The following is a 22885-nucleotide window of genomic DNA, read 5'->3' as shown; positions in this document are numbered from 1 at the left end:
GAAGTGTGATCGTTGTTGCATGATGGTCACCGATGGGTTTTTTTCCTTTTTTTATTCATCTACACATCAATGAGATATATACCTCCACTCATTCTGAGTCACGATCAATATGATTATGAGAATGTGGCAGTGCTTTCTATCATTGCACGCTTTCAGCGTTGGCGGGGCAGGCTGAGAAAGAATATTAACAGTGAGGTTGCAAGACTCGCTGTCAGGATGATGCCGAGTGAACGATAGGGTGGAAGTTCTAGCGTTCCGCCAATGCTTACCGCAAGAGCCGCACCGCTCATTTGTAAAAACCCCAGAAGGGCGGAGGCTGACCCTGCTTGTTTCGCAAAAGGGTGAAGGGCGAGAGCGGTTCCCAGCGGGTTAACCAGACTCATACCAAGTAGAAATACGGTCAGTGATGCGCTGAAGAAGACAAACTCTCCCTGACCTATCAACAGCGAGGCACTGCCTGCAAGTGCAATCACAATTCCGGTGCCTGCTACATAAATAGGTCCCCATCGACGAGCCAATCGTGGTGCGAGTAAGCCACCGGCAAAAACAACTAAGACTGTTGCGGCGAAGAATAGGCCGAGTCCCAGTGAGGAAAAACCAAATCCAGTCATTAAGATGGCGGGAGCCATTGAGAAAAAGGCATACAGTGCGCCGATAATCAGGCTGACATAAAGGGCGGGGGCGATAAAGCGACGGTCGAGCAATAACCGAGCGTAATTACGCAGAATCTCAGGAAGGGATAATGTGGATCTTTTGTCTGCGTGCAGTGTTTCCCCCAGACGAGTGCTGTAATGGATCGCCAGTATTATCGCCAGCGCACTGACAAAGATAAATATTCCGCGCCAGCCAAGCAGGTAGGTGAACGCACTACCCAGCAACGGAGAGAAGCCTGGTGCAGCGGCCATTGCTACCATAATGAGTGAAAGGGTGCGTGCTAGCTTTTCACCATCAAACAAATCTCTTGCAATCGCGCGGGATAGTACGGCTGTCGCACAGGCGCCGAGTGCCTGGATAATCCGGCCACCAATCAACTGCGGTAAAGTGGTTGCTAATGCACATATCGCACTCCCAATCATAAACGTGATAAGCCCACCTAACACCAGCCACTTACGGCCGAATCTATCCGACAGGGGGCCGACAAAAAGTTGTCCTAGTGCAAAGGTGACAAAGAAGCTACTTAGTGTGGCGCTAAGTGCCATAGAGGAAACCCCCAACGTGATGCCTATGTTGGGAAAAGCAGGGAGGATGATATTGGTTGCCAGCGCTCCAAGCGCCGCCAATCCGGCTAATAAAAAAAGTAACTCACCAGAGAGCGATCTGTGGATTAATGACGTAGGTGTTTCAGTTTTCACGGAGGGTTCCTTGGTTTCATAACTGACAGCGCGCCTAAGCCTGCGTAGTGCCCTTAAAGAGCAATACGCATAAACCCAGTGACTAACACGCCGAGGGGGGGTTATCGGGTGTCTTTCGTATTTAACGGAGCGTAATCGGTATAGCCTTCGGCTCCGCCGCCATAGAACGTGGCGCGATTGTAGGGAGTCAGGGGCGCACCTTGTCGGATGCGATCAGGCAGGTCGGGGTTGGCGATAAACATCCGACCAAATGCAATCGCATCGGCATGGCCAGATTCAATGGCGGCGGCCGCGGTATCGGGCTGATAATTACCTGCGGCGATCAGGGCATTCGGCCACAATGGACGGAATAACTCTGATGCAAACGGAACGTTTGGATGATCGACTTCTGCCTGGCCTGCTCCGCTGGCTCGTGGCTCAATCAGATGCAGGTACGCCAGATCAAGATCGGCCAGCGCGTTGACGAGGAAGCTATAGAGCGGTAGCGGGTTGTTTTCTCCGCTGCCGTTAGCCACGCCGAATGGCGATAGGCGAATGCCTACGCGATCTGCTCCCCATACTGCCGAAACCGCTGCGGACACTTCCAGTACCAAACGACAACGATTCTCGATCGAACCGCCGTAGTCGTCCGTGCGTTGGTTGCTGCGGCTTTGCAGGAACTGTTCGAGCAGATAGCCGTTGGCTGCATGAATTTCCACACCATCAAAGCCTGCGAGTTGTGCATTACGTGCAGCCTGTGTGTAGTCCTCTACCACCGACGCGATCTCTGCTGTTGTCAGGGCATGTGGTGTCGCGAAGGGTGCGCGCTCAAAATTAGCAGTAAAGGCGTTGCCAGGTGCCGCGATGGCCGATGGTGCAACAGGGGATTGGCCTGCTAATAGCGACGAGTGAGAGATACGGCCGACATGCCAAAGTTGGAGAATAATTAGGCCACCTTGGTTATGCACTGCCTGTGTAACCGCTCTCCAGCCTTCAATCTGTGCCGTACTGTGGATACCCGGTGTTGCGGGCATGCCCTGGGCTGTAGGTGAAATCTGAGCCCCTTCGGTAATGAGTAGTCCTCCCTGAGACGCGCGTTGCCGATAGTATTCCACATTGAGCGAGTGAGGAATATTCCCAGGCTGCATGGCACGCATACGTGTAAGTGGCGCCATGACGACACGATGGGCTAAATGGAGCCTCCCTATCTGAAGAGGAGAAAGTAGTTTTCGAGTCATCCAGTTACATCCCATTCTTGTTTTAGCTATCAGCCCGTATCTGACAAGCCTCAGGCTATTCAGATACGGGGCTGTCATTCGATGCACAATGCATCAATATCGACGAGCGATCTCTCTCAGAACGCCCGCAAGGGTATTCATTCTTCCATGACCGTTTCTGCGTCATCACTAAGACAGTCGATACAGGCATCGAGCAGGCTATGCAGTGCGGCTACACGCTCTGCGCCAAGACGTTCATTAAGTGCCAACTGTGCGGCTGCCCAGGCTCGTTGCCCCTCAGCTCGCTTCGCTTTACCCGATTCGGTCACTTCAACCAGACGGCTACGCGCATTTTCTCCTGCGCCAATCGTCACCCAACCTTGGGCGACCAATGGCTGGAGATTACGCGTCAAGGTCGAGGCATCCAACTGCATGTGTTTTGCTAGATCACTCGGACGGATGGGGCCTAGCCTGATGATATGTGACAGCAATGCGTACTGTGTGTTCTTTAGCCCGGATTCGGCAACATAGTGGTCATAGTGGCGCGTCACCATGCGATTAAGCTGGCGAAGCTTCAGATTCGTACAGGGCTGTGGCTTGATCGTGTTCTTCATATGCTATATTGTAATTGCAACTGTTGTATATGCAAATAAATTTGATGGTGATCTTGATGAAAGTCACCACCCCTTTGCTAAAGGGTTCTACTCAAGCGTCGTGACCGTCTCAACTCAATTAGCGGAGCAGATATGAAATACACAGCATTCGGTAAAACCGGCCTCAGAGTATCGCAGGTCGCACTCGGTACGGGTAATTTTGGTACAGGTTGGGGATACGGTGCCGATCCTGACGCCAGCAAGGCGGTCTTTGAGGCTTATGCTGAAGCTGGCGGTAACTTTATTGATACGGCCGATATCTACCAGTTTGGCCAGTCTGAGGAACAACTCGGTCTTTTGTTGCAGGGGCGCCGTGAGGATTTCGTGCTCGCCACCAAATTCACTAATGGTGCCGTTCCCAATGCCGATCGCTTGGTGACGGGCAATAGCCGCAAGGCTCTGGTGGCCTCGGTTGAGGCGAGTCTGAAGCGGTTAAAAACCGATCGCATCGATATCTATTGGGCGCACCATCCTGATGGTGTTACACCTATTGAGGAAATTGTCCGTGGTTTTGAGGATCTGGCTCGGTCGGGAAAAATTCTTTACGCGGGCTTGTCAAATTTCTCAGCCTGGCGACTTTCTCGTGCGGTCACTCTGGCTGAACTGACGCATGCGGTTCCGATCGCTGCGGCACAGTTTGAACACAGCCTGGTTCATCGCAATCCGGAGGCTGATCTCTTCCCTGCCTCACATGCACTGGGGCTGGGTATCGTGACATGGTCGCCATTGGGGGGAGGGATGCTGACAGGTAAATACCGTAAAGGTGAGCAGGGGCGTGCAGAGGGATTTGGTGGTCGGGTGTTCCAGCCTGAGAACTCAGAACAGCGTACACAGACTCTTGACACCGTTCTGGCTATCGCTGATGAGCTGGGCGTAAATGCCGGACAGGTCGCTATCGCCTGGGCGGGTACACATGGTGCCGTACCGATTATTGGCCCACGTTCGCTGACTCAACTGACTGATAACCTGGCCGCTCTGGAGCTTGAGCTGTCGACGGAACAGATCGCGCGTCTTGATGCGGTCAGTAGTCTTGATCCGTCCGTACCCGCAAGAAAGACTGTAGCTTGGGCTAGCGGAGACATCCCCCGCATTATTGCCTAAGTACCGTTTCCCCATCATGTAGGCGACAGCAGGGGAGCACCGATAAGTGTGCCCCTGCTGTTACATCCATTCGCACGTGTTTAGGGCACTGTGGAGTAACGTATGCTATTGGCCTGGCGCATCAGGCGGAAAGCATTGAAGGCTCCGATGACTTTTTCATGTAACTCAACAGAGCGTGAGAAACAGAGAGTGCGGCAAGCCAGACGCTTGATGCGGGTTCTCAACGTCAGGTTGTTCCGTTCAATACGCTGAGTAAATATTTTACCGGTCAGAGGTTTCTCTTTCGGAACTTATCTGGCATAACTGCCCCAGTCATCGCTGGTTATCATGCCGATAATTAAATTATAATTATTCATAATGTTGTGTTTTCGCCAAAACATTTCACCCGTTCTTTTCTCTGCTCTATCTTATTTTTCGCTCAGTGATTGATGACCGACTTTTGGCCCAACGCCAATTGACCGAAGAAAGCAGCTCAGACCGCTTGGAGTATGACGGGTATAACGACTTTATATATTCTTGGTAAGGGTAATGAACATTTAATAGCTAGGCGTCACTTACTCGTTTTAACCGTATTGACTACTCGATGGCGTTCATAACAGCAGTAATTTGAAGGTGAAATCGTTAGTATTTAAACGAACTTAAAGTGAGGACATTTGGGAGAAGTAAGCTGTAATTTTCTAGAAATATTTCTTCTTTTCAGTGTGTTATAGACATCAATATACGTCTATAGAACATGAATTGGTACGACCGAGTGGACTCGAACCACCGACCCCCACCATGTCAAGGTGGTGCTCTAACCAACTGAGCTACGGTCGTACAGGAGATAACATCTTAATCAGTAACGTTTTGATTAGAATGCTTTTCTTTATTCCAGTGTTTGGAATGGGCGCTATTATGGACGGCTCTGGCATTGGTGGCAAGCGCTTTGTTTATCATCCTCTTTCAAGTGTCGAATGTTTAGCCGTATTTGCTCCCTGAGGTTAATTACTCAGCAGGATGTCTGTGGTTCGTCATGGCTGATGTCTGTCATTTTCCACGCTTTCCTGCCGCAGGCAGGATATTAGCTCGCAGGACGGGTTTCCCGAGCAAAAGCCGGATTGTCCGATGCATCGTCAGGTTGCGGTGAATATTCCCCACATCATTTTGCGACGACGATAGTGGCTACGTTGTTCCCAATCGTATTGCACAAGGAAATTGCCATCGACATGAAGCGATAGACCCCGAAGATTAGCGCGAGTCCTTCTATCGGCAGGTTACCGACGGTTGCCACCGTGGCTGCGAATACCGCGAAGCTACTACCAGAACCAAATGTCTCTAACGACATAAACTAAAAAGATTTTTTGATTTTTAGCGATACAACCTGCGTCAGGAGTCATGTTTTGTAGCCAATGTTATATTTTTACATGTTCGGATATTTTTATTTATCCGTACATGTTGGTGTGGCGTAGACGCGATATTATCAACGGCGGGGTTTAATGAAATGTGAATAACATGATCTCGGTTGGATATTTAAGTGTTGCGAATTGCATTGTCGGTTTTGGCGCTTTTTGTACTGAAGTGGCGAAAATATCCGCGAGGCGCTGAAAGCACACTGGCTTTACTCCCGAACGCCGCAACGTTATCGTATCGTTGCATACCTCCATCCTGGCAGGGGACGACCTCTGACGCGAAAAGGACTCACGGGACGACCCATATGCACTGTTTAAGGAGAACTGGGTATGGCCTGGTTTCTATTAGCACTCGCTGGTCTGTTTGAAATTGTCTGGTCTTACAGCATGAAGTTGTCTGATGGCTTCACGAAAATGGGCGCATCAGTTGTCACTATCGTTGCCATGATCATTAGCTTCGCGCTGTTATCCATGGCGATGAAATCGCTTCCATTGGGCACGGCCTACACCATCTGGACAGGAATTGGCGCGGTGGGAGCGTTTGTCGTGGGATTGGTATTCCTGAATGAACCCGTAAGTGCGATGCGGATTATCGCTGCACTGTTGATCGTCAGCGGCCTGATTCTGATGAAGCTATCTTCATAACGTGCCCCTTTTGGCAACACAACACCTTTACCGCGTCGATCCGCAATAGGTGAGCCCCGCGGTAAACGGTTTGACACACTCTCCGTTTGCCTGCGCGGTCGCACCGGTATTTCGATCCTTAACCGATCGGTATTATCTTTGATAAGCAGACTCATTATCTCAGGGGTTCTCTCGGTGAGATTATTGATGCAGATAGGAAAAATGTGCGATTAAGCTGCTTTTCATCAGGTTAAGCTATCGCAGAAGTTAGCATATACAATTATAAATTATAGGGAGACTCTGGCACTGTCTTGCATCAAGGAGAGGGAACAGGTGAACGCACCTGCCTTCTTGCGCAGAGATTAAGGCAATGCAACATACTGGGAGATAATGATGGACGAGAATAAAACGAAACCAGCCGGCAAGTGTCCGGTTATGCACGGCGGAAATACTTCTACTGGCTCATCAAACACTGACTGGTGGCCAAATGCCCTCAATCTCGACATTCTTCATCAGCACGACACCAAAACCAACCCGTTAGGCAGCGATTTTAGCTACCGTGAAGCCCTTAAAACCCTTGATGTCGATGCCCTCAAAAAAGACCTGCATGCGCTGATGACCGACAGTCAGGAGTGGTGGCCAGCGGACTGGGGTCACTACGGCGGCCTGATGATTCGTATGGCCTGGCACTCGGCGGGATCCTACCGCACCACCGACGGTCGCGGCGGTGGTGGAACCGGTAACCAGCGCTTCGCACCGCTCAACTCCTGGCCGGATAACGTCAGTCTTGATAAAGCGCGTCGTTTACTGTGGCCAATCAAGAAAAAATACGGCAATAAACTCAGTTGGGCTGACCTGATTATTCTGGCGGGCAATATCGCTTACGAATCTATGGGGTTGAAAACCTTCGGCTTCGCGTTTGGTCGTGAAGATATCTGGCATCCAGAAAAAGATACCTACTGGGGGTCGGAAAAAGAGTGGCTGGCGAAGAGCACTGGGCGTTATGGCAATGATGACCGTACCTCGCTGGAAAACCCGTTGGCTGCTGTGCAGATGGGGCTGATTTACGTTAACCCAGAAGGCGTTGATGGCAATCCCGATCCGCTGCGTACCGCACAAGATATGCGCGTGACATTCTCCCGTATGGCGATGAATGATGAAGAAACCGTTGCGCTGACGGCGGGTGGGCACACGGTGGGTAAAACCCACGGCAATGGCGATGCCAGTCTGCTGGGTGCGGCACCAGAAAGTGCGGATGTGGAAGAGCAAGGTCTCGGCTGGCATAACCCAACGGGATCGGGCAAAGGGCGCTATACCGTCACCAGCGGGCTGGAAGGGGCCTGGACCACACATCCGACGCAATGGGATAACGGTTTCTTCCACATGCTGTTGAATCACGAATGGGAACTGAGAAAGAGCCCAGCCGGTGCATCACAGTGGGAGCCCGTCAGCATTAAAGAAGAAGACAAGCCGGTTGATGTTGAAGACCCGTCTATCCGCTACAACCCGATGATGACCGATGCCGATATGGCGCTGAAAATTGACCCGGAATATCGCAAGATTTCCGAGCGTTTCTATCAGGATCAGGCCTACTTCTCTGAAGTGTTTGCCCGTGCGTGGTTCAAACTGACGCACCGCGATATGGGGCCAAAAGCGCGTTACATCGGCCCAGATGTGCCGCAGGAAGATTTGCTGTGGCAGGATCCGGTTCCGGCTGGCCGTACCGGCTATGATGTTGATGTTGTCAAAGCACGCATTGCAGAAAGTAGCCTTTCCATCAGTGAACTGGTCGCAACCGCCTGGGATAGCGCCCGTACGTTCCGTGGTTCCGATATGCGCGGTGGTGCCAACGGTGCGCGTATTCGTCTCGCCCCGCAGAAAGACTGGGTAGGGAACGAGCCTGATCGTCTGGCGCGCGTGTTAGTCGTACTGGAAAGTATTGCCGCGGCAACGGGAGCCAGCGTGGCGGATACCATTGTGCTGGCGGGTAATGTGGGGATTGAGAAAGCGGCGAAAGCGGCTGGCGTACAGGTGACCGTGCCTTTTGTGCCGGGACGTGGTGATACCACCGATGCGCTGACCGATACGGAGTCTTTTGACGTCCTCGAACCGCTCCACGATGGTTATCGTAACTGGCTGAAGAAGGATTATGCCGTTAGCGTGGAGGAGTTGATGCTCGATCGCACGCAGTTGATGGGGCTGACCGCGAAGGAAATGACGGTGCTGGTTGGTGGCCTGCGCGTACTGGGAACCAATTACGGCGGTACAAAGCACGGCGTATTTACCCATCGTGAAGGGGCGCTGACGAATGATTTCTTCGTCAACCTGACCGACATGAAATACACGTGGAAGCCATACCGTAAGGATCTGTACGAAATCCGCAATCGTAAAACGGGTGAAGTCAAATGGACGGCGACGCGTCTGGATCTGGTCTTTGGTTCGAATTCCATTCTGCGCGCTTATGCCGAGGTTTACGCACAGGACGACAGCAAAGAGAAGTTTGTGAATGACTTTGTTGCTGCCTGGGTGAAAGTGATGAATGCGGATCGCTTCGATCTGGTCGAGTAAGAGATCATGCTCCCTGCGTCGGTGTTTATACTGCGCGGGGAGCATCATGTTCCGTTGTAACGCATGTTGGGCATCCTGCCCGATGGGTCAACAGTCTTCAACGATCAGATAGGCGGCGTTAACCGGCCCGTGTACACCGACCACTTTGATCAGTTCAATATCCGCGGTGGAGCTTGGACCGCCAATAATATTAATACACGACGGCATACGCTCGCCGTGTTGTGCCATGTGATGTAAGTGCTGTGCCAACTGTGCGATGCGAGGTAACAATGTACTCTTGCGTAACACAAAGAGAGAGGATTCCGGCAGCAGGCTGACGGCACGTCCTCGCTGAGGTGCGGAAAATAACACCACACCGCCTGATTCGGTTAGGCCATATTCCGCATAAACCACGCCGACTTTGGCCTGCTCCGCCAGCCGCAGGTTTTCTTCTCCCACGCGCGGGTCCCATACGGTGGCTTGGCATTCGCGTTGTAAGCACGCGGTGATCCCTAATGCCTCTAAACGCCGATCGTCGCTGACGATCACGGGCGCATGGCCGTATTTATCGCACAATTGCCGCGCCGCCTGCGCCGCGTCGGCTTCACTGACGATTTCGCAGTGTGCCAGCATGATGTTAGTGGCGACATCGATAAAGGCATCACAACGCTGCTGTACTGTCAGATCGCTTAATCGGGTGCGGGCATGGTGGCTCGCGGGTCTGGGTAGTGGCGCTGGAATGTGGCGCACCGTGCGTCCAAACTGGCGGGCAATCTCGGCCAGAAAACTATCGCGGTTTTCCATTATTTTCTTCCTCTCGCCTGATGTTTCTTAAACCAACTACGGAAGCTTTCACCGTCTGCATCCGGCAGATCGCGCGCTTCGGTCCACTCGCCGATGGCACCCATCTCAATGGACGTTTTTCCGTTTTTAATAAACCAGCCTGCGGCATGGGCACCGGCGATCATTCCGACCTTCCATAACCTCGGATGACTATTGACGTAGTTGAAGAGTTTCGTTACTCGCTGTTCTGCTTTTGGCGTGATTCCGCTTTCCGCCATGACGCGCCGGTGTTTGAGAATCAGTGACGATAAGGGGATGCGAACCGGACACACCGTGTCGCAGGCGGTGCAGAGCGAGCAGGTATAGGGCAGTTCCTTGAAATCCTGATAGCCGCCCAGCAAGGGGGAAATGACCGCGCCGATCGGGCCGGGATAAATGGAGCCGTAGCCGTGTCCACCGATGTGACGATAGGCAGGGCAGGTGTTGATACAGGCACCACAGCGGATGCAGCGCAGAATATCGCGAAATGCGGAGCCGAGAATCTGTGAGCGACCGTTATCGACGATCACCAGATGAAATTCCTGCGGCCCGTCAACATGTCCTGCTTCCCGTGGCCCCGTCAGCCAGGTGTTGTAGCCCGTCAGACGTGCGCCGACTGCACTACGCGCCAGCATGGTGATTAAAACGTCCACTTCCTCAAACGTCGGCGCAATACGCTCCATGCCCATTACCGCAATGTGCGTTTTTGGCAGCGTGGTACACATGCGCGCATTACCTTCATTGGTGACCAGACACACCGAGCCGGTTTCCGCCACCGCAAAATTACAGCCTGTTACGCCGACTTCCGCACTGAGAAAATCCTCACGTATCTTTTGACGGATAAACAGCGTCATGGCTTCTGGCGTTTCCGGTCCGTCGTAACCCAATTTTTCGTGTAGTACCTTGCGGATTTGGTAGCGATCTTTGTGGATAGCGGGAACGACGACATGCGAAGGCGGATCTTGATCCAGTTGTAGAATATATTCGCCCAGATCGGTTTCGATCACCTCAATTCCCGCCTGTTGCAAGACGTGGTTCATGCCGATTTCTTCGGTGACCATCGACTTCGCTTTGACGACTTTTTTGGCATGGTTAGCCTGAGCAACCTGAAGGATATAGCGGGTGGCATCCTCCTTGGTTTTGGCGAAATAGACGTTTCCACCGTTGTCCGTCACTTTTTCTGAGAGCTGGTAAAGGTAGGCATCGAGGTTGTTCAGTACATGTTCACGGATCTGAGCGGCATGATCGCGCCATGCTTCCCAATGGCCTAACTCGTCGACCATTTTTTGACGGTTTTCACTGATACGTTCCTGCGCATTAGCAACCGCCTTGCGCATGATGGGATCGTGAATCTGGGTTTGAATACGATCCTTGAATTTAACATCGCTGGTTTTCAGGCTCATATCCTCTCCTTAGCGGCTCATCAGGACTTCGGCGATGTGCATCACCTTGACAGGGTGGCCTTCACGCTGCATACGACCACCAATATTGAGCAGGCAACTGACATCGGCACCAATCAGGTAGTCGGGTTTGACCTCCATCATGTGGCTGACTTTTTCTTTGACCATTTCGCCGGAAATTTCTGCCATCTTCACTGAAAACGTACCGCCGAAGCCACAACAGGTTTCCTCAGCCTTAAACGGCAGCAAGTGTAAATCCTGAACGTGGTTGAGTAGTGCGATAGGCTCTTCGCGCACACCTAATTTGCGAAACAGGCTACAAGAGGGGTGGTAAACCGCCGTTCCTGACAGGCGTGCACCGACGTTCGTTACGCCAAGCGTATTGACGATGAACGATGTCAGATCTTTCATGCGTTCGGCAACACGTTCGGCACGCAGTACCCATTCAGGTTCATCGGCCAGATATTCGGGATAGTGGCGGATGGCATTCATGCATGAACCTGCGGGAGAAATGATCGGGTCGTCGTTGTCCTCCAGCGCGGCAATGACGCTTTTCATACTGGGAATGGCGCTGTTGATATAACCGCCGTTGATGGCAGGTTGCCCGCAACACGACTGTTTTTCGGGAAAGTACACGTTGCAGCCCAACTGCTCCAGTAGCAGGACAGAATCACGCGCCATGCGGGATTTTAGGGCGTCACCAATACAGGTAACAAAAAAATTAACATTCACGACAGACTCCCATTACTCAATGTAGATGAATTTTTTATTGTTACATCAGGCCATAAACAGGTAGTAGACCAGGCCGACCTTGAGCCCAAGAATGATGATGTAGACGCCGCAATACTTCAGCGTACCGGACATGATTGCGCTGCCTTGTCCTTCCATGCGCGTTGCCGACACCGCGATCGCAATACTTTGCGGCGATATCATCTTGCCGCCAGTGGCGCCTGCGGTATTCGCCGCCGCCAGCCAGACGGGGTCAACATGCAATTTTTCCGCTGCCATGGTTTGCAGTTTGCCAAACAGCACGTTGGAGTTGGTGTCGCTGCCAGTGACGAAAGTGCCTAACGCCCCAATCACTGGGGCAATAAACAGGTAGCCCCCTCCGGTTACATCCACCATGGTTTGTGCCAGCGTGGCGATCAGTCCGCTGACATCCATCACCGTCGCCATAGCGACGATAGCGGTAATCGCGATAATCGAATTTTTGAGCTGTTTTATCGTACTGACGAAGACGTTCAACATGGTTCCCAGCGTTGCTCCCTGCATAAAACCGCCCCACAGACTGGCGATGATGATCAAAACGCCGGGGGTGCCAATCCAGTCGATCTTCAACTTCAGCACCTGTGTTTCCGTCAGATAAAAAGGAATGACGGAAGCGACCTGAGAGACGGTAGCTTTGATGGCGGGAAACAGCGGAGAACAAAGCAGAATAAAGGTAAAAATCAGGATATAAATCGCACAAGCGCGCAGCAGCTGACTGACAGAATAGCCTGATAAGGAAGCACGCTGCGCGCTGTCGATAAGGTAGGGGGTATCGGTTGCTTTTTTACGGCATTTTGCCATTGCTGTAACAGCAATCAGGCTGACTAAACTGCCAGCGAAAGCGGGCAATTCGGCGCCGAGATGGACAGCCACAATATACTGTGGCACCAGCGTGGCCACGCCGCACACCAGCGTAATCGCGAACACGCCGCGAATGGCCTTAATGCTGCCGCCAATAATCACGATGATGACAAAGGGCAGAAGGATATTGAACAACGCCAGTTGCAGCACAACCGTCGCGCTTAATGTGGTGACAGGAAGGTGAACCTGCTCCGCTAAAATAGAAACCGGAATGCCGACAGCACCAAAGGCGGTGGGAACGGTATTGGCGACCAGTGATGCAATCGCCGCTTTCATTGGGTTGAAACCCTGTGCAATCAGGATGCCAATGGGGATCGCAACGGCGGTGCCATAACCCGCCGCCGCTTCGAGAAAACCACCAAAACACCATGAAATCAGCAATACCTGAATGCGTTTATCATCGCTGATACTAGCAAGTACGTCCCGCAGTACATCCATGCTGCGTGTCTTTTGCATCAGGTTATAACTGTATATGGCACCCAGAATAACGATAATTATTGGCCATAGACCTTTCAGCGCGCCATAGCTCGCCGCTAATCCCAGTGTTTTTAGTGGCGTGTGCCAGAATAGGGCGGCGATCATGACGGTTAGCGTCAGCGTAATCAGCACTGCATAGTGGATAGGCATTTTTATTTTGAGAATAAGAACAATCATGACCAACAGTGGGAAGCTACCCAGCAAAAAATATAAATAATCGTGCATAGCGGTGTCCTGACATCCTGATTTTAAGAAGTAAAAAACAAGGAATACCAACGTGCTGCTATATACACTTATATAACGCATGGTTATTAAATAATTTTAGCTGAATCGGGTCAGATGAAACAAAAAAACACACAATAAGTGTGATGTTAGTTACTTAATGGTTAATTTAATTACTTAATTGGGGGCAATAGACGGTATGGGCGAATAAATCATCGAGAAATAGCGGCGTTTTTTGTATCAATGAACGAAAGAGAAAACAGCAATGCAAAAGAAATAGAGGAAGGAAAAACAAGGAATGGTGCGTTCAATTGGACTCGAACCAACGACCCCCACCATGTCAAGGTGGTGCTCTAACCAACTGAGCTATGAACGCATTGAGATACCGAACTGCCTGTCTGATAGCGGGACGAATAGTAGCGAGCAAGGGGAAATCTGGCAAGAAAAAAATGCAATTTTGTGCGCTTGCCGATGCGATTGCTGAGCTTGTATCCATCCCGCTGTTTTTTTCGACGTAAACGGGATAAAACGGTATCTAGCGGGCGGCTCGCGCTAAAATTCGCGCGGCCGGCTGACGCTGAAGAAAGCGAATCCGCGTCACCATCATCACTGCTGCTGCTGTCAGGCCAATGATGAAACCACACCAAAATCCTGCTGGGCCCATGCGCGTGACGATGACATCTGTCAACGCCAGCAGATAGCCGCTCGGTAATCCCAATACCCAATATGCTGTAAACGTAATATAAAAAATCGAGCGAGTATCTTTATAACCGCGCAGTACACCACTGCCGATCGCCTGAACCGCATCGGAGATTTGATAAACGGCGGCTAAAAGCATGAGCTGAGAAGCCATTGCGACCACCAGAGGGTCCTGATTGTAGAGCAGGGCGATAGGTTCACGCAGTAGCGTGGTGAAGATTGCTGTGCAGCAGGCTAACGCGACGCCAGCCATGATACCGGTGTGCGCGGCAATGCGGGCGTTTTCAACCGACCCTTCCCCTAAACGATGTCCGACGCGAATGGTCGTGGCGACGCCAACCGAAAGTGGAAGAACGAACATCAGTGAGCTGAAATTCAGGGCAATCTGATGACCAGCCACATCAACGACACCGAGCGGTAATACCAACAGCGCCACCACCGCAAACAGCGTAACTTCAAAAAACAGTGCTAGCGCGATGGGTAAACCGAGGCCAAACAGTCGTTTGAGCACGGTAAAATCCGGCCGGAATGCCGGGCGATGAAGGCGGATATCGCGTAGCCAGGAAGCGCGTCGGGTATAAAGCATCATCAGCAGCATCATGATCCAGTAAACCGAGGCGGTAGCCACACCACAGCCTACGCCGCCCAGTTCCGGCATGCCAAATTTACCGTGGATAAAGATATAGTTAATCGGGATATTGATTAACAGCCCAATGAACCCAATCATCATCCCGGGATAGGTTTTGGACAGCCCCTCACACTGGCAGCGTAATACCTGGTAGAACAGATAGCCGGGAACACCCCACAGTAATGCATGCAGATAACCGATGGCTTTTGCAGCCAGCTCTGGCGAATCGTCGCTCATCAGATTGATGGCATATTCACCCTGATACAGCACCAGCATTGTCAGCAGAGAAATAATAGCGGCCAGGAAAAAAGATTGTCGCACCTGATAAGAGATGCGATCGCGGCGGCCGGAACCGTTGAGCTGTGCGACAACGGGCGTTAACGCCAACAGCAGGCCGTGACCGAAAAGAATGGCGGGCAGCCAGATAGACGTCCCTACTGCGACGGCGGCCATATCGGTGGCGCTATAAGCACCGGCCATGATGGTGTCAACCACACCCATTGATGTTTGGGACACTTGCGCAATAATGACAGGAACAGCAAGCGCCGATAACTTACGCGCTTCTGTCAGATACTGTTGCACGGATACCTTCCTTGAATGACTTAATTTTGCTAGCGGGATGAAAAATCTGGATATGAAAAACGTCAAGAATAAAATGAGAGCATTATTGTAACGACTTAATAAAAGTAAACCAGCATGAAAGAGAATATATTCTTTTTGTTACGCTGCGGTTTCGATAGCGTTTGATGTCTGGCATTCCGGTTTGGTTTTCCGTGGAATATCGTGCACACTGCACAGCGTCATTTCTTTGTTTTTAAGAGGCAAACCGCATGTTTACCGGTATTGTTCAGGGCACCGCATCTGTGGTGTCAATTGAAGAAAAATCCAATTTTCGTACTCACGTTATTCAACTCCCCCCCGACCTACTGACAGGGCTTACGCTCGGTGCATCGGTGGCGCACAACGGCTGCTGCCTAACGGTGACAGCTATTGATGGCGATCGCGTCAGTTTTGATCTCATGAAAGAAACGCTGCGGCTAACGAATTTGGGTGATATTCATGAAGGCGATGTCGTGAATATTGAGCGAGCGGCAAAATTCGGTGATGAGATCGGTGGGCATGTGATGTCGGGTCACATTATGTGCACGGCGGAAGTGGTCAAGATTCAGGTATCAGAGAACAATCACCAGATTTGGTTCCGTCTGGCAGATGAAGCGCTGATGAAATACGTGCTGCATAAAGGTTTTGTCGGGATTGATGGCATCAGCCTGACGGTGGGTGAGGTGATCCGCGGGCGTTTCTGCGTGCATTTAATTCCAGAAACGTTGAATCGCACAACGCTGGGGCAAAAGCGTTTAGGGCATCGCATCAATATTGAAATTGATCCACAAACGCAGGCCGTGGTGGATACCGTCGAGCGTGTGTTAGCCAGTAAGCAGGCGAACGACCTCGGTAAAGAAGAGTAGTTCTGCATTCCCTCTTTTTGGTAAACCGGACGAGCAACATTGTCCGGTTTTTTATTTGTGCGCCGGGCATGGCGCGTAGCGCCTTGACGGGCGCTGTCCGTTGACTGTAGTGGTCAAGGGGCGACTTGGCGGTGAAAGTCCTCTACACACCCGGCAAGGGGAAGTGTTAGCCGAACGGCAAGGGTGCCCACCGCGAGGTGGGATCTGAAGGAAGCTGAAGGCAAAATGCTGGCCTGACGAACAGGAAGCAGTTTAGGCGGCACAGCGGGGTAAGGTGGCAAATATCATCAAAGCCCAATACTTGCACAGAACGCTGTGACGTAAAGCTGACAGGCATAAGCAGGAAGGTCGCGCGAATTACCCCGGGAGGGCTGCACGTTTGCTTCAGGGCTACCGAGCGTCGAGAGGCGACGGGATGAACGTGCAGCAGTCAGCCGAAGCCGTAGTAGTGCTGCATAACTGGCAGCATGAAGGGCTGAACATGATTAACCGTGATTAGGACACCGATACTCGATGGGAATTAATGAGGCACAAGCGCAGAGCACTGCGGCCAGCGGCAGAGGAGACGGACAGTATCCGTCAGTGCTGCATGAGGGTGCTGAAATCCCCACGGCGGTCGGTGGGCAAACGAAAGCGGAAATGCCGTTGACGATGGAAACGGTGATAACGAGAGAGAACCTGATGCTGGCCTATCAGCGCGTGGTGGAAAACAACGGCGCGGCAGGGGTAGATAACCTGAAAGTGACGGAGTTGAAGCCGTGGCTGAAACAGAACTGGGCGAGTATCAGGCAGGCATTGATTACGGGCGCCTACCAGCCGCAGGCGATACGCAGAGTGGATATCCCAAAGCCGGACGGCGGCGTGAGAACCCTGGGTATCCCGACGGTAGTGGACAGGCTTATCCAGCAGGCGATAGCACAACAACTCAGTCCGGTCGTGGAGCCGCACTTCTGCGAATCGAGTTACGGGTTCAGAAGTAACCGCAATGCGTGGCAGGCAGTGCAACAGGCACAGCGCTACATACAAAGCGGGAAACGCTGGGTGGTCGATCTGGATCTGGAAAAGTTCTTTGACCGGGTGGATCATGACATTTTGATGTCACGTCTGGCGAGGCTGTCAGGGATAAACGGCTGTTGAAACTGATACGTCGCTACCTTGAAGCGGAAATGACGAACGGGTGCGAGACAGAGAAGCGAGGTAAGGGAATGCCGCAGGGCGGACCGTTGTCGCCGCTACTGTCGAACATTCTGCTGGATGAACTGGATAAAGAACTGGAGCGTCGAGGTCACAGCTTCTGTCGCTATGCGGATGACTGCAACATTTACGTGAGCAGTCGCAAAGCAGGCGAGCATATCTTTAGGGCAATCAGGGTGTACCTGAGAGACATACTGAAGCTAAAGGTCAATGAGCAGAAGAGTGCGGTGGCGCGACCGTGGGAGCGTAAGTTCCTGGGATACAGCGTGACACGGCACAAACAGACCCGACTGAAGATCGCAGGGAGCAGTGTCGAGAGGCTGAAGGAGAAGATCCGTAGCCTGACGACAGGGCACGCGACGAAATCAGTGAAAGGCGTAATCAATGAACTCACACCGATACTGCGAGGCTGGATGAGCTACTTCAGATACACGGAAGTAAAAGGAGTTCTGGAGAAGATTGACGGCTGGGTCAGGCGTAAACTGCGCAGTCTACTGTGGCGGCAATGGAAACGAACGTATACGCGAGCCCGAATGCTAATGCGAGCGGGCTTGTGTGAAAAGCGAGCGTGGAGGTCGGCGAGTAACCAGCGAGGAGCGTGGTGGAACGCGGGGTCGAGTCACATGAATGATGCGATAAAGACGGCGCAGTTCAGACGACTCGGCTTGATATCACTAGTGGAGCAGCAACGGCAGTTCCAGAGTTAACATGAACCGCCGTATGCGGAACCGCACGTACGGTGGTGTGAGAGGACGGCGGGAGTAATCTCGCCTCCTACTCGATTAGCAGGCGGGAATAAGAACATCGGTCTATGTTGAGTCGCCGAGATTAGCGGCGATAATCGCGAAACGGACCGTCGGCAACCGAGCGACGTTCAATCAACGTCGGATGCACCTCAATGACGTGTGCATCTTCACGCTTGCTGGTAATCCGATCCAGCAACATAGAAAACGCGGATTGGCCCAGACGCTCTTTGGGCTGATGGATGGTGGTTAGTGCGGGCGTAAAGAAGCGCGCGTGGCGGACGTTGTCATAACCGATCACCGAAATATCTTGTGGCACACGTAACCCCAATTCGTCTGCCGCACAAATGGCTCCCATCGCCATGATATCGCCACCACAGAATACCGCGGTAGGTCGCTGCTTTTGCGCGAGAATCTGATGCATGGCTTTATAACCGGATTCCGGTTCAAAATCGCCCCGCACGACCCATTCATCGCGCACGGTAATGTCGGCTTCCTTCAAGGCTTTTAAAAAGCCAAGGTAGCGTCCGTTACCCGTGTTGCGCTCTTGTATTCCAGGGATAGCGCCAATATCCCGATGACCGCGTTCAATCAGGTAGCGGCCTGCCATATAACCGCCCTCAAAGGCGTTATCGATGATGGTATCGGTAAAATCGCTGTGCATTTGTCCCCAGTCCATGACGACCATAGGAATGCTGCGATAATCTTCCAACATGCCCAATAACTCTGGCGGGTACTCGGCACACATGACCAGCAGGCCGTCGACGCGTTTTTGCGCCAGCATCGAGAGATAAGCGCGCTGTTTGCCGATATCGTTATGAGAATTACACAGCACCAGCGTGTAGCCTTTGGCATAACAGCTGTTTTCGACCGCTTCAATGATCTCGGCGAAATAGGGCGCTTCGCTGGATGTAGCCAGCAAGCCGATAGATTTAGTGTGATTAACTTTAAGGCTACGGGCGACGGCGCTAGGCGAATAGTGCAATTCCTTGATTGCTGCCCTGACGGCTGCCTTAGTCTCTTCGGCGACGAAACGTGTTTTATTGATCACGTGCGATACGGTTGTGGTGGAAACGCCAGCACGTTTTGCCACATCTTTAATCGTTGCCATCTAAAAATGACTCCTGAACTTACCTGTTACAGACGTAAGTATATTGTTAATCGTTTGCCTACGTTTAAAGTTCTTCTTCTAAGCTAAAAAACAGGATTTCAGAAGGAGAATGCCGAATGTTATACCGAAGGGATCTGGCTTGACGTTTTTCGACTGGCACGCAGCGCTTTCATAAACAGCGGATTGTGTCCGATTTATCATGAAAGTGAAAGGGCTAATTTATACTATTAGTGATGCATGCGTCGGAGATTTTTCGTTAGAATTATGAAAGAATCGTAATAACCCTATTATTTGTCGCTTTATTGTCTCAGTGGGTTCGGCTGTAAATGATAGTGTCTTTTTTCAGATGAAATTTGTTTGCTAATAAGGAGTGGCCTATGGATACCGATTTGAAGATGTCTTTGCTGACAACGGTTGGCTCGTTGGCTGTGATCATCACGTTTAGTTTCATTGCGGTGTTGAACTAACCTTCAGTGTTTCTGCGCATTCAGACAGGGTTATTGCACAGAATCTGTCTGAATACGCTTCTGTTCGGCGTGCTATCGCTTAACGAATGGTCTGTGGCGTCACCACGCGACGCGCCCCTACATAATGCTCCTGCCAATAATCCTCACTTAGCTTGCTGATGCGAATATCTGAACCGGTACGCGGTGACTGGATAAATTTGCCTTCTCCCAGATAAACCCCGACGTGATCGGCGGCACCACGATTATTGATGCGGAAAAAGACCAGATCACCACTTTCCAGCTCACTTTTTTTAATCGGTGCGGCATCACGCAGATGGTACATCTCGTTCGCGGTACGTGGGATTGGGATCTTAACGACGTCTTTATAGGCGTAATAGACCAGTCCGCTACAGTCGAAACCGGTAAAAGGCGATGATCCGCCCCAGTGGTAAGGCTTACCGATCTGGCTCATCAGTTTATTCATTGCTGTCGTTTTGGCGTGTTGATAGCGTTTTTTATGCGCTGTGCTCAGCGCCATCCCCTTTTCTGTGGGCGCTGGATTTTTATCCACTTTTCCTTTGAGCGCGGTCTTCTTCAACTCGGTTTTGACTCTGGTCTGTGCGATTGTCTGCCTATCCTCTTCAGGCTTTAGCTTTTTAAGGTTTTTTTTCACTAGTGCAGGCGTGCTGCTTTGCGTCCGGGATAGCTTCTTTTCTACTGGTTTGTTAGCCGTACGGGGTTTGAATTTATTGCTGACGGTGGTCGGTTCTGGCTTTTTACTTTTGATTGGTGCTGGTGATTTAGCAGTACCCTTTGTTTGACGGTTTTTCTTATTCGTTTCTTCAACGACGCTTTTCTTCGGCGTAGAATGCGGGGTATGCGGCGCAGCCTGAACGATGTTCAGGGATAGGTTACTGAAAAATAATATAAAAAGAGTAATAAATAAGCGCATAATAAAAGTGACCGAACATAATCCTTAACTCGCTCAATCCGCACAGTATTCCTGAAAACGGCGTCATAAAAAAGTGGGCATGGTCGCTTTATTCATACAGAATAGTGAAAAAACGTTAATAGTTGTTTTTTCGTCTGATTTATCAGCGTTTTCTGGCGCTGATTTCATCAATGATGAATAATCGGCAGGAAAATAACCCTACAAAAAATGGCGTTTTTTTGTAGCTAGTGGCATCGGTACAATATCATTGAGTCAATGTCGCTGTCGTAACACTCTGACGGCGACTCATGGCTAGCGTTTGGACGTTAGCCATCCTATAGATTTAAGGAAGCAAGAAGATGACGACACCGACAATTGAAAAAATTCAGCGCCAAATTGCTGAAAACCCGATTCTGCTGTACATGAAAGGTTCCCCAAAATTGCCAAGCTGCGGTTTTTCTGCACAGACCGTCCAGGCATTGTCTTCATGTGGCGAACGTTTTGCTTATGTTGATATTTTACAGAACCCGGATATTCGTGCTGAGCTGCCGAAATACGCGAACTGGCCGACATTCCCACAGCTGTGGGTGGATGGCGAACTGGTTGGCGGCTGTGATATCGTAGTTGAAATGTTTCAGCGTGGCGAACTGCAACAGCTGATCAAAGAAACGGCTGATAAATACAAAGCGCAGCAGGCCGATCAAGAGTGATGTTTGCCCCACACATCATAACAATCTACATATTGTTATGATGTGAGCGTGAATATTCCCAGCGGGTGCCTTATGGCACCCGTTCTTTTACGACTAGCTTTCGTGTTTTCTTAGTCTTCGGTGGAAGTGTCTTCGAGAGAACGTTCTTCCAGCGCAAGCGGCCACCCTCCGAGACGTTTCCAGCGGTTAACCAACTCACAGAACAATAACGCAGTCTGGTTTGTGTCATACAGCGCGGAGTGCGCCTGGCTGGAATCAAACGCAATACCCGCGGTAATACAGGCTTTAGCCAGAACCGTTTGGCCTAAAACCAGTCCGCTAAGGGCGGCGGTATCGAAGGTAGCGAAAGGATGGAATGGGTTACGTTTCAGGCTACAACGCTCTGCCGCTGCTGCCATAAAGCTGTGATCGAAGGTGGCATTATGCGCCACGATAATCGCACGGTTACAGCCCTGATCTTTAATCCCTTTACGCACGACTTTGAAAATTTCGTGCAGCGCATCATATTCGCTCACCGCGCCGCGTAACGGATTGGTGGGGTCAATGCCATTAAACGCCAGTGCAGCAGGTTCCAGAATCGCGCCTTCGAATGGCTCAACATGAAAATGTAGCGTTTCATCTGGCTGTAACCAACCGTCTTGATCCATTTTTAATGTTACCGCCGCGACTTCCAGCAAGGCATCGGTTTTCGCATTAAATCCGGCAGTCTCAACATCAATCACTACGGGATAAAACCCACGAAAACGGCCGCTCAGGGCGTTCAGATCACTTTTATCAGCCATTTGTCTCTTAATTGTCAGCAAAACGCAGCGCGTATTATTACAAATTTTGGCCGGAGATGCAGCATGCTCGTTACCTTTCAACCGGTGGAGGTAGCAGAAGAAGGGGGGAGAACAGGTGCCGATGTAGCACCTGTAAAATGCGGGGGATTAGTGGCCGATGCCGTTACCGGCGTGGGCGTTTTCGATCAATTCGATTTTATAACCGTCTGGATCTTCGATGAATGCGATAACGGTGGTACCGCCTTTGACCGGCCCCGCTTCACGCGTCACATTACCGCCCGCTTTGCGGATACGCTCACAGGTTGCGGCAACATCGTCAACGCCCAATGCAATATGACCATAGGCGTTGCCCAAATCATAGCTGTCGACGCCCCAGTTGTAGGTCAGCTCGATAACGGCACCCTCGCTCTCCTCGGTATAACCGACGAAAGCCAGTGTGTATTGGTATTCGGTATTCTCGCTGGTGCGCAGTACGCGCATGCCCAGAATCTGGGTATAGAAATCAATAGAACGTTGTAAATCGCCAACACGCAGCATGGTATGAAGTAAACGCATAATGCCCTCGTTAAAAAAGTACAGCAAAAGGGAAGTATAGCGTTGTGGCTCTGGTGAGTCCAAGCTGTTGGAATGGTGCTAAAAATGCGACACGATGGTGGGGTTTGTGTTAAAACGTACTAACAGGAGGGATTAATGATGTAGTAAAGGGATTTTAGGCCGCCTGACGTATAAAAAAATCGTCAGTGATTACAATGGTTATCTAATTA

Annotated in this window: 21 protein-coding genes, 2 tRNA genes and 1 pseudogene; 8 read left to right on the top strand and 16 right to left on the bottom strand. The window is 51.1% G+C overall.

Going from position 1 to position 22885, the window contains the following annotated elements:
* Positions 1-152: 152 nt before the first annotated feature.
* The 3 genes from AACH44_RS11685 to AACH44_RS11675 form a co-directional block, all read right to left on the bottom strand.
* On the bottom strand, positions 153-1352 hold the full coding sequence (locus tag AACH44_RS11685; protein WP_261848352.1) for a multidrug effflux MFS transporter: 1200 nt from the start codon (positions 1350-1352) through the stop codon (positions 153-155).
* Positions 1353-1453: 101 nt separating this feature from the next.
* Positions 1454-2584 (bottom strand): alkene reductase, encoded by a 1131-nt coding sequence (locus AACH44_RS11680; RefSeq protein ID WP_425606651.1) that lies wholly within the window; start codon positions 2582-2584, stop codon positions 1454-1456.
* 122 nt (positions 2585-2706) lie between these two features.
* Positions 2707-3162 (bottom strand): MarR family winged helix-turn-helix transcriptional regulator, encoded by a 456-nt coding sequence (locus tag AACH44_RS11675; RefSeq protein WP_261848350.1) that lies wholly within the window; start codon positions 3160-3162, stop codon positions 2707-2709.
* A gap of 132 nt (positions 3163-3294) precedes the next feature.
* Here AACH44_RS11675 and AACH44_RS11670 point away from each other — a divergent pair, with 132 nt between their 5' ends.
* Positions 3295-4302, top strand: coding sequence for an aldo/keto reductase (locus AACH44_RS11670; RefSeq protein WP_261848349.1), 1008 nt, complete (start codon positions 3295-3297; stop codon positions 4300-4302).
* An 80-nt stretch (positions 4303-4382) separates the two neighbouring features.
* Here the strand turns inward: AACH44_RS11670 and AACH44_RS11665 are convergent.
* From AACH44_RS11665 to AACH44_RS11655, 3 genes and pseudogenes are all read right to left on the bottom strand, one after another.
* Positions 4383-4637, bottom strand: a pseudogene (locus AACH44_RS11665) (IS1 family transposase); the annotation flags it as partial.
* Between the two features lie 404 nt (positions 4638-5041).
* Positions 5042-5118: transfer RNA gene (locus AACH44_RS11660), tRNA-Val, on the bottom strand.
* A 322-nt stretch (positions 5119-5440) separates the two neighbouring features.
* The gene (locus AACH44_RS11655; RefSeq protein WP_338659247.1) at positions 5441-5626 is read right to left on the bottom strand and encodes a cation:dicarboxylate symporter family transporter; all 186 of its coding nucleotides are present in this window, start codon (positions 5624-5626) and stop codon (positions 5441-5443) included.
* Positions 5627-6020: 394 nt separating this feature from the next.
* Here AACH44_RS11655 and AACH44_RS11650 point away from each other — a divergent pair, with 394 nt between their 5' ends.
* Positions 6021-6335 carry a DMT family transporter gene (locus tag AACH44_RS11650; protein WP_261848348.1) on the top strand — a complete coding sequence of 105 codons (315 nt, stop codon included), beginning with the start codon at positions 6021-6023 and terminating at the stop codon, positions 6333-6335.
* 372 nt (positions 6336-6707) lie between these two features.
* A complete protein-coding gene (katG, locus tag AACH44_RS11645) occupies positions 6708-8882 on the top strand; it encodes a catalase/peroxidase HPI (protein WP_338659612.1) in 2175 nt (724 codons plus the stop codon).
* 87 nt (positions 8883-8969) lie between these two features.
* Here the strand turns inward: katG and AACH44_RS11640 are convergent, their stop codons facing one another.
* The 6 genes from AACH44_RS11640 to AACH44_RS11615 form a co-directional block, all read right to left on the bottom strand.
* On the bottom strand, positions 8970-9665 hold the full coding sequence (locus AACH44_RS11640) for a LutC/YkgG family protein (protein ID WP_261848347.1): 696 nt from the start codon (positions 9663-9665) through the stop codon (positions 8970-8972).
* The gene (locus AACH44_RS11635; protein ID WP_261848346.1) at positions 9665-11086 is read right to left on the bottom strand and encodes a LutB/LldF family L-lactate oxidation iron-sulfur protein; all 1422 of its coding nucleotides are present in this window, start codon (positions 11084-11086) and stop codon (positions 9665-9667) included. The genes AACH44_RS11640 and AACH44_RS11635 overlap by 1 nt, the downstream gene beginning before the upstream one ends.
* Before the next feature lie 9 nt (positions 11087-11095).
* Positions 11096-11815 (bottom strand): (Fe-S)-binding protein, encoded by a 720-nt coding sequence (locus AACH44_RS11630; RefSeq protein ID WP_261848345.1) that lies wholly within the window; start codon positions 11813-11815, stop codon positions 11096-11098.
* Positions 11816-11860: 45 nt separating this feature from the next.
* Complete coding sequence (locus AACH44_RS11625; protein ID WP_261848344.1) at positions 11861-13414, bottom strand: L-lactate permease; 1554 nt, start codon at positions 13412-13414, stop codon at positions 11861-11863.
* 296 nt (positions 13415-13710) lie between these two features.
* Positions 13711-13787, bottom strand: a tRNA-Val gene (locus AACH44_RS11620).
* A gap of 159 nt (positions 13788-13946) precedes the next feature.
* Complete coding sequence (locus AACH44_RS11615) at positions 13947-15320, bottom strand: MATE family efflux transporter (protein WP_261848343.1); 1374 nt, start codon at positions 15318-15320, stop codon at positions 13947-13949.
* Between the two features lie 248 nt (positions 15321-15568).
* Here AACH44_RS11615 and AACH44_RS11610 point away from each other — a divergent pair, with 248 nt between their 5' ends.
* The 3 genes from AACH44_RS11610 (at position 15569) to AACH44_RS11600 (ending at position 18105) form a co-directional block, all read left to right on the top strand.
* Positions 15569-16204, top strand: coding sequence for a riboflavin synthase subunit alpha (locus AACH44_RS11610; RefSeq protein ID WP_261848342.1), 636 nt, complete (start codon positions 15569-15571; stop codon positions 16202-16204).
* A gap of 513 nt (positions 16205-16717) precedes the next feature.
* Positions 16718-17341 carry a reverse transcriptase domain-containing protein gene (locus AACH44_RS11605; protein WP_338659246.1) on the top strand — a complete coding sequence of 208 codons (624 nt, stop codon included), beginning with the start codon at positions 16718-16720 and terminating at the stop codon, positions 17339-17341.
* Complete coding sequence (locus AACH44_RS11600; RefSeq protein ID WP_338659245.1) at positions 17338-18105, top strand: group II intron maturase-specific domain-containing protein; 768 nt, start codon at positions 17338-17340, stop codon at positions 18103-18105. The genes AACH44_RS11605 and AACH44_RS11600 overlap by 4 nt, the downstream gene beginning before the upstream one ends.
* Positions 18106-18226: 121 nt before the next feature.
* Here AACH44_RS11600 and purR read toward each other — a convergent pair whose 3' ends face one another.
* A complete protein-coding gene (purR, locus tag AACH44_RS11595; RefSeq protein ID WP_014700292.1) occupies positions 18227-19252 on the bottom strand; it encodes an HTH-type transcriptional repressor PurR in 1026 nt (341 codons plus the stop codon).
* A gap of 377 nt (positions 19253-19629) precedes the next feature.
* Here purR and AACH44_RS11590 point away from each other — a divergent pair, with 377 nt between their 5' ends.
* Positions 19630-19719, top strand: a complete 90-nt coding sequence (locus AACH44_RS11590) for a YnhF family membrane protein (RefSeq protein WP_129706256.1) — start codon at positions 19630-19632, stop codon at positions 19717-19719.
* 79 nt (positions 19720-19798) lie between these two features.
* On the opposite strand, the gene AACH44_RS11585 is transcribed toward AACH44_RS11590, so the two are convergent.
* Positions 19799-20650: a C40 family peptidase gene (locus AACH44_RS11585; RefSeq protein WP_261848708.1), complete on the bottom strand. Its 852-nt coding sequence runs from the start codon at positions 20648-20650 to the stop codon at positions 19799-19801.
* Between the two features lie 338 nt (positions 20651-20988).
* Here AACH44_RS11585 and AACH44_RS11580 point away from each other — a divergent pair, with 338 nt between their 5' ends.
* Positions 20989-21339, top strand: coding sequence for a Grx4 family monothiol glutaredoxin (locus tag AACH44_RS11580; protein ID WP_005972539.1), 351 nt, complete (start codon positions 20989-20991; stop codon positions 21337-21339).
* Between the two features lie 110 nt (positions 21340-21449).
* On the opposite strand, the gene rnt is transcribed toward AACH44_RS11580, so the two are convergent.
* Together rnt and gloA are read right to left on the bottom strand one after the other, a co-directional pair.
* Positions 21450-22121 carry a ribonuclease T gene (gene rnt, locus AACH44_RS11575; protein WP_261848707.1) on the bottom strand — a complete coding sequence of 224 codons (672 nt, stop codon included), beginning with the start codon at positions 22119-22121 and terminating at the stop codon, positions 21450-21452.
* Positions 22122-22268: 147 nt separating this feature from the next.
* Positions 22269-22676, bottom strand: a complete 408-nt coding sequence (gene gloA, locus AACH44_RS11570) for a lactoylglutathione lyase (protein WP_261848706.1) — start codon at positions 22674-22676, stop codon at positions 22269-22271.
* Between the last annotated feature and the right edge of the window lie 209 nt (positions 22677-22885).

Source organism: Pectobacterium araliae (assembly GCF_037076465.1).
GTDB classification, from domain to species: domain Bacteria; phylum Pseudomonadota; class Gammaproteobacteria; order Enterobacterales; family Enterobacteriaceae; genus Pectobacterium; species Pectobacterium araliae.
The sequence above is the reverse complement of the archived record's forward strand: the minus strand, read 5'-3'. Positions and strand labels throughout refer to the sequence as shown.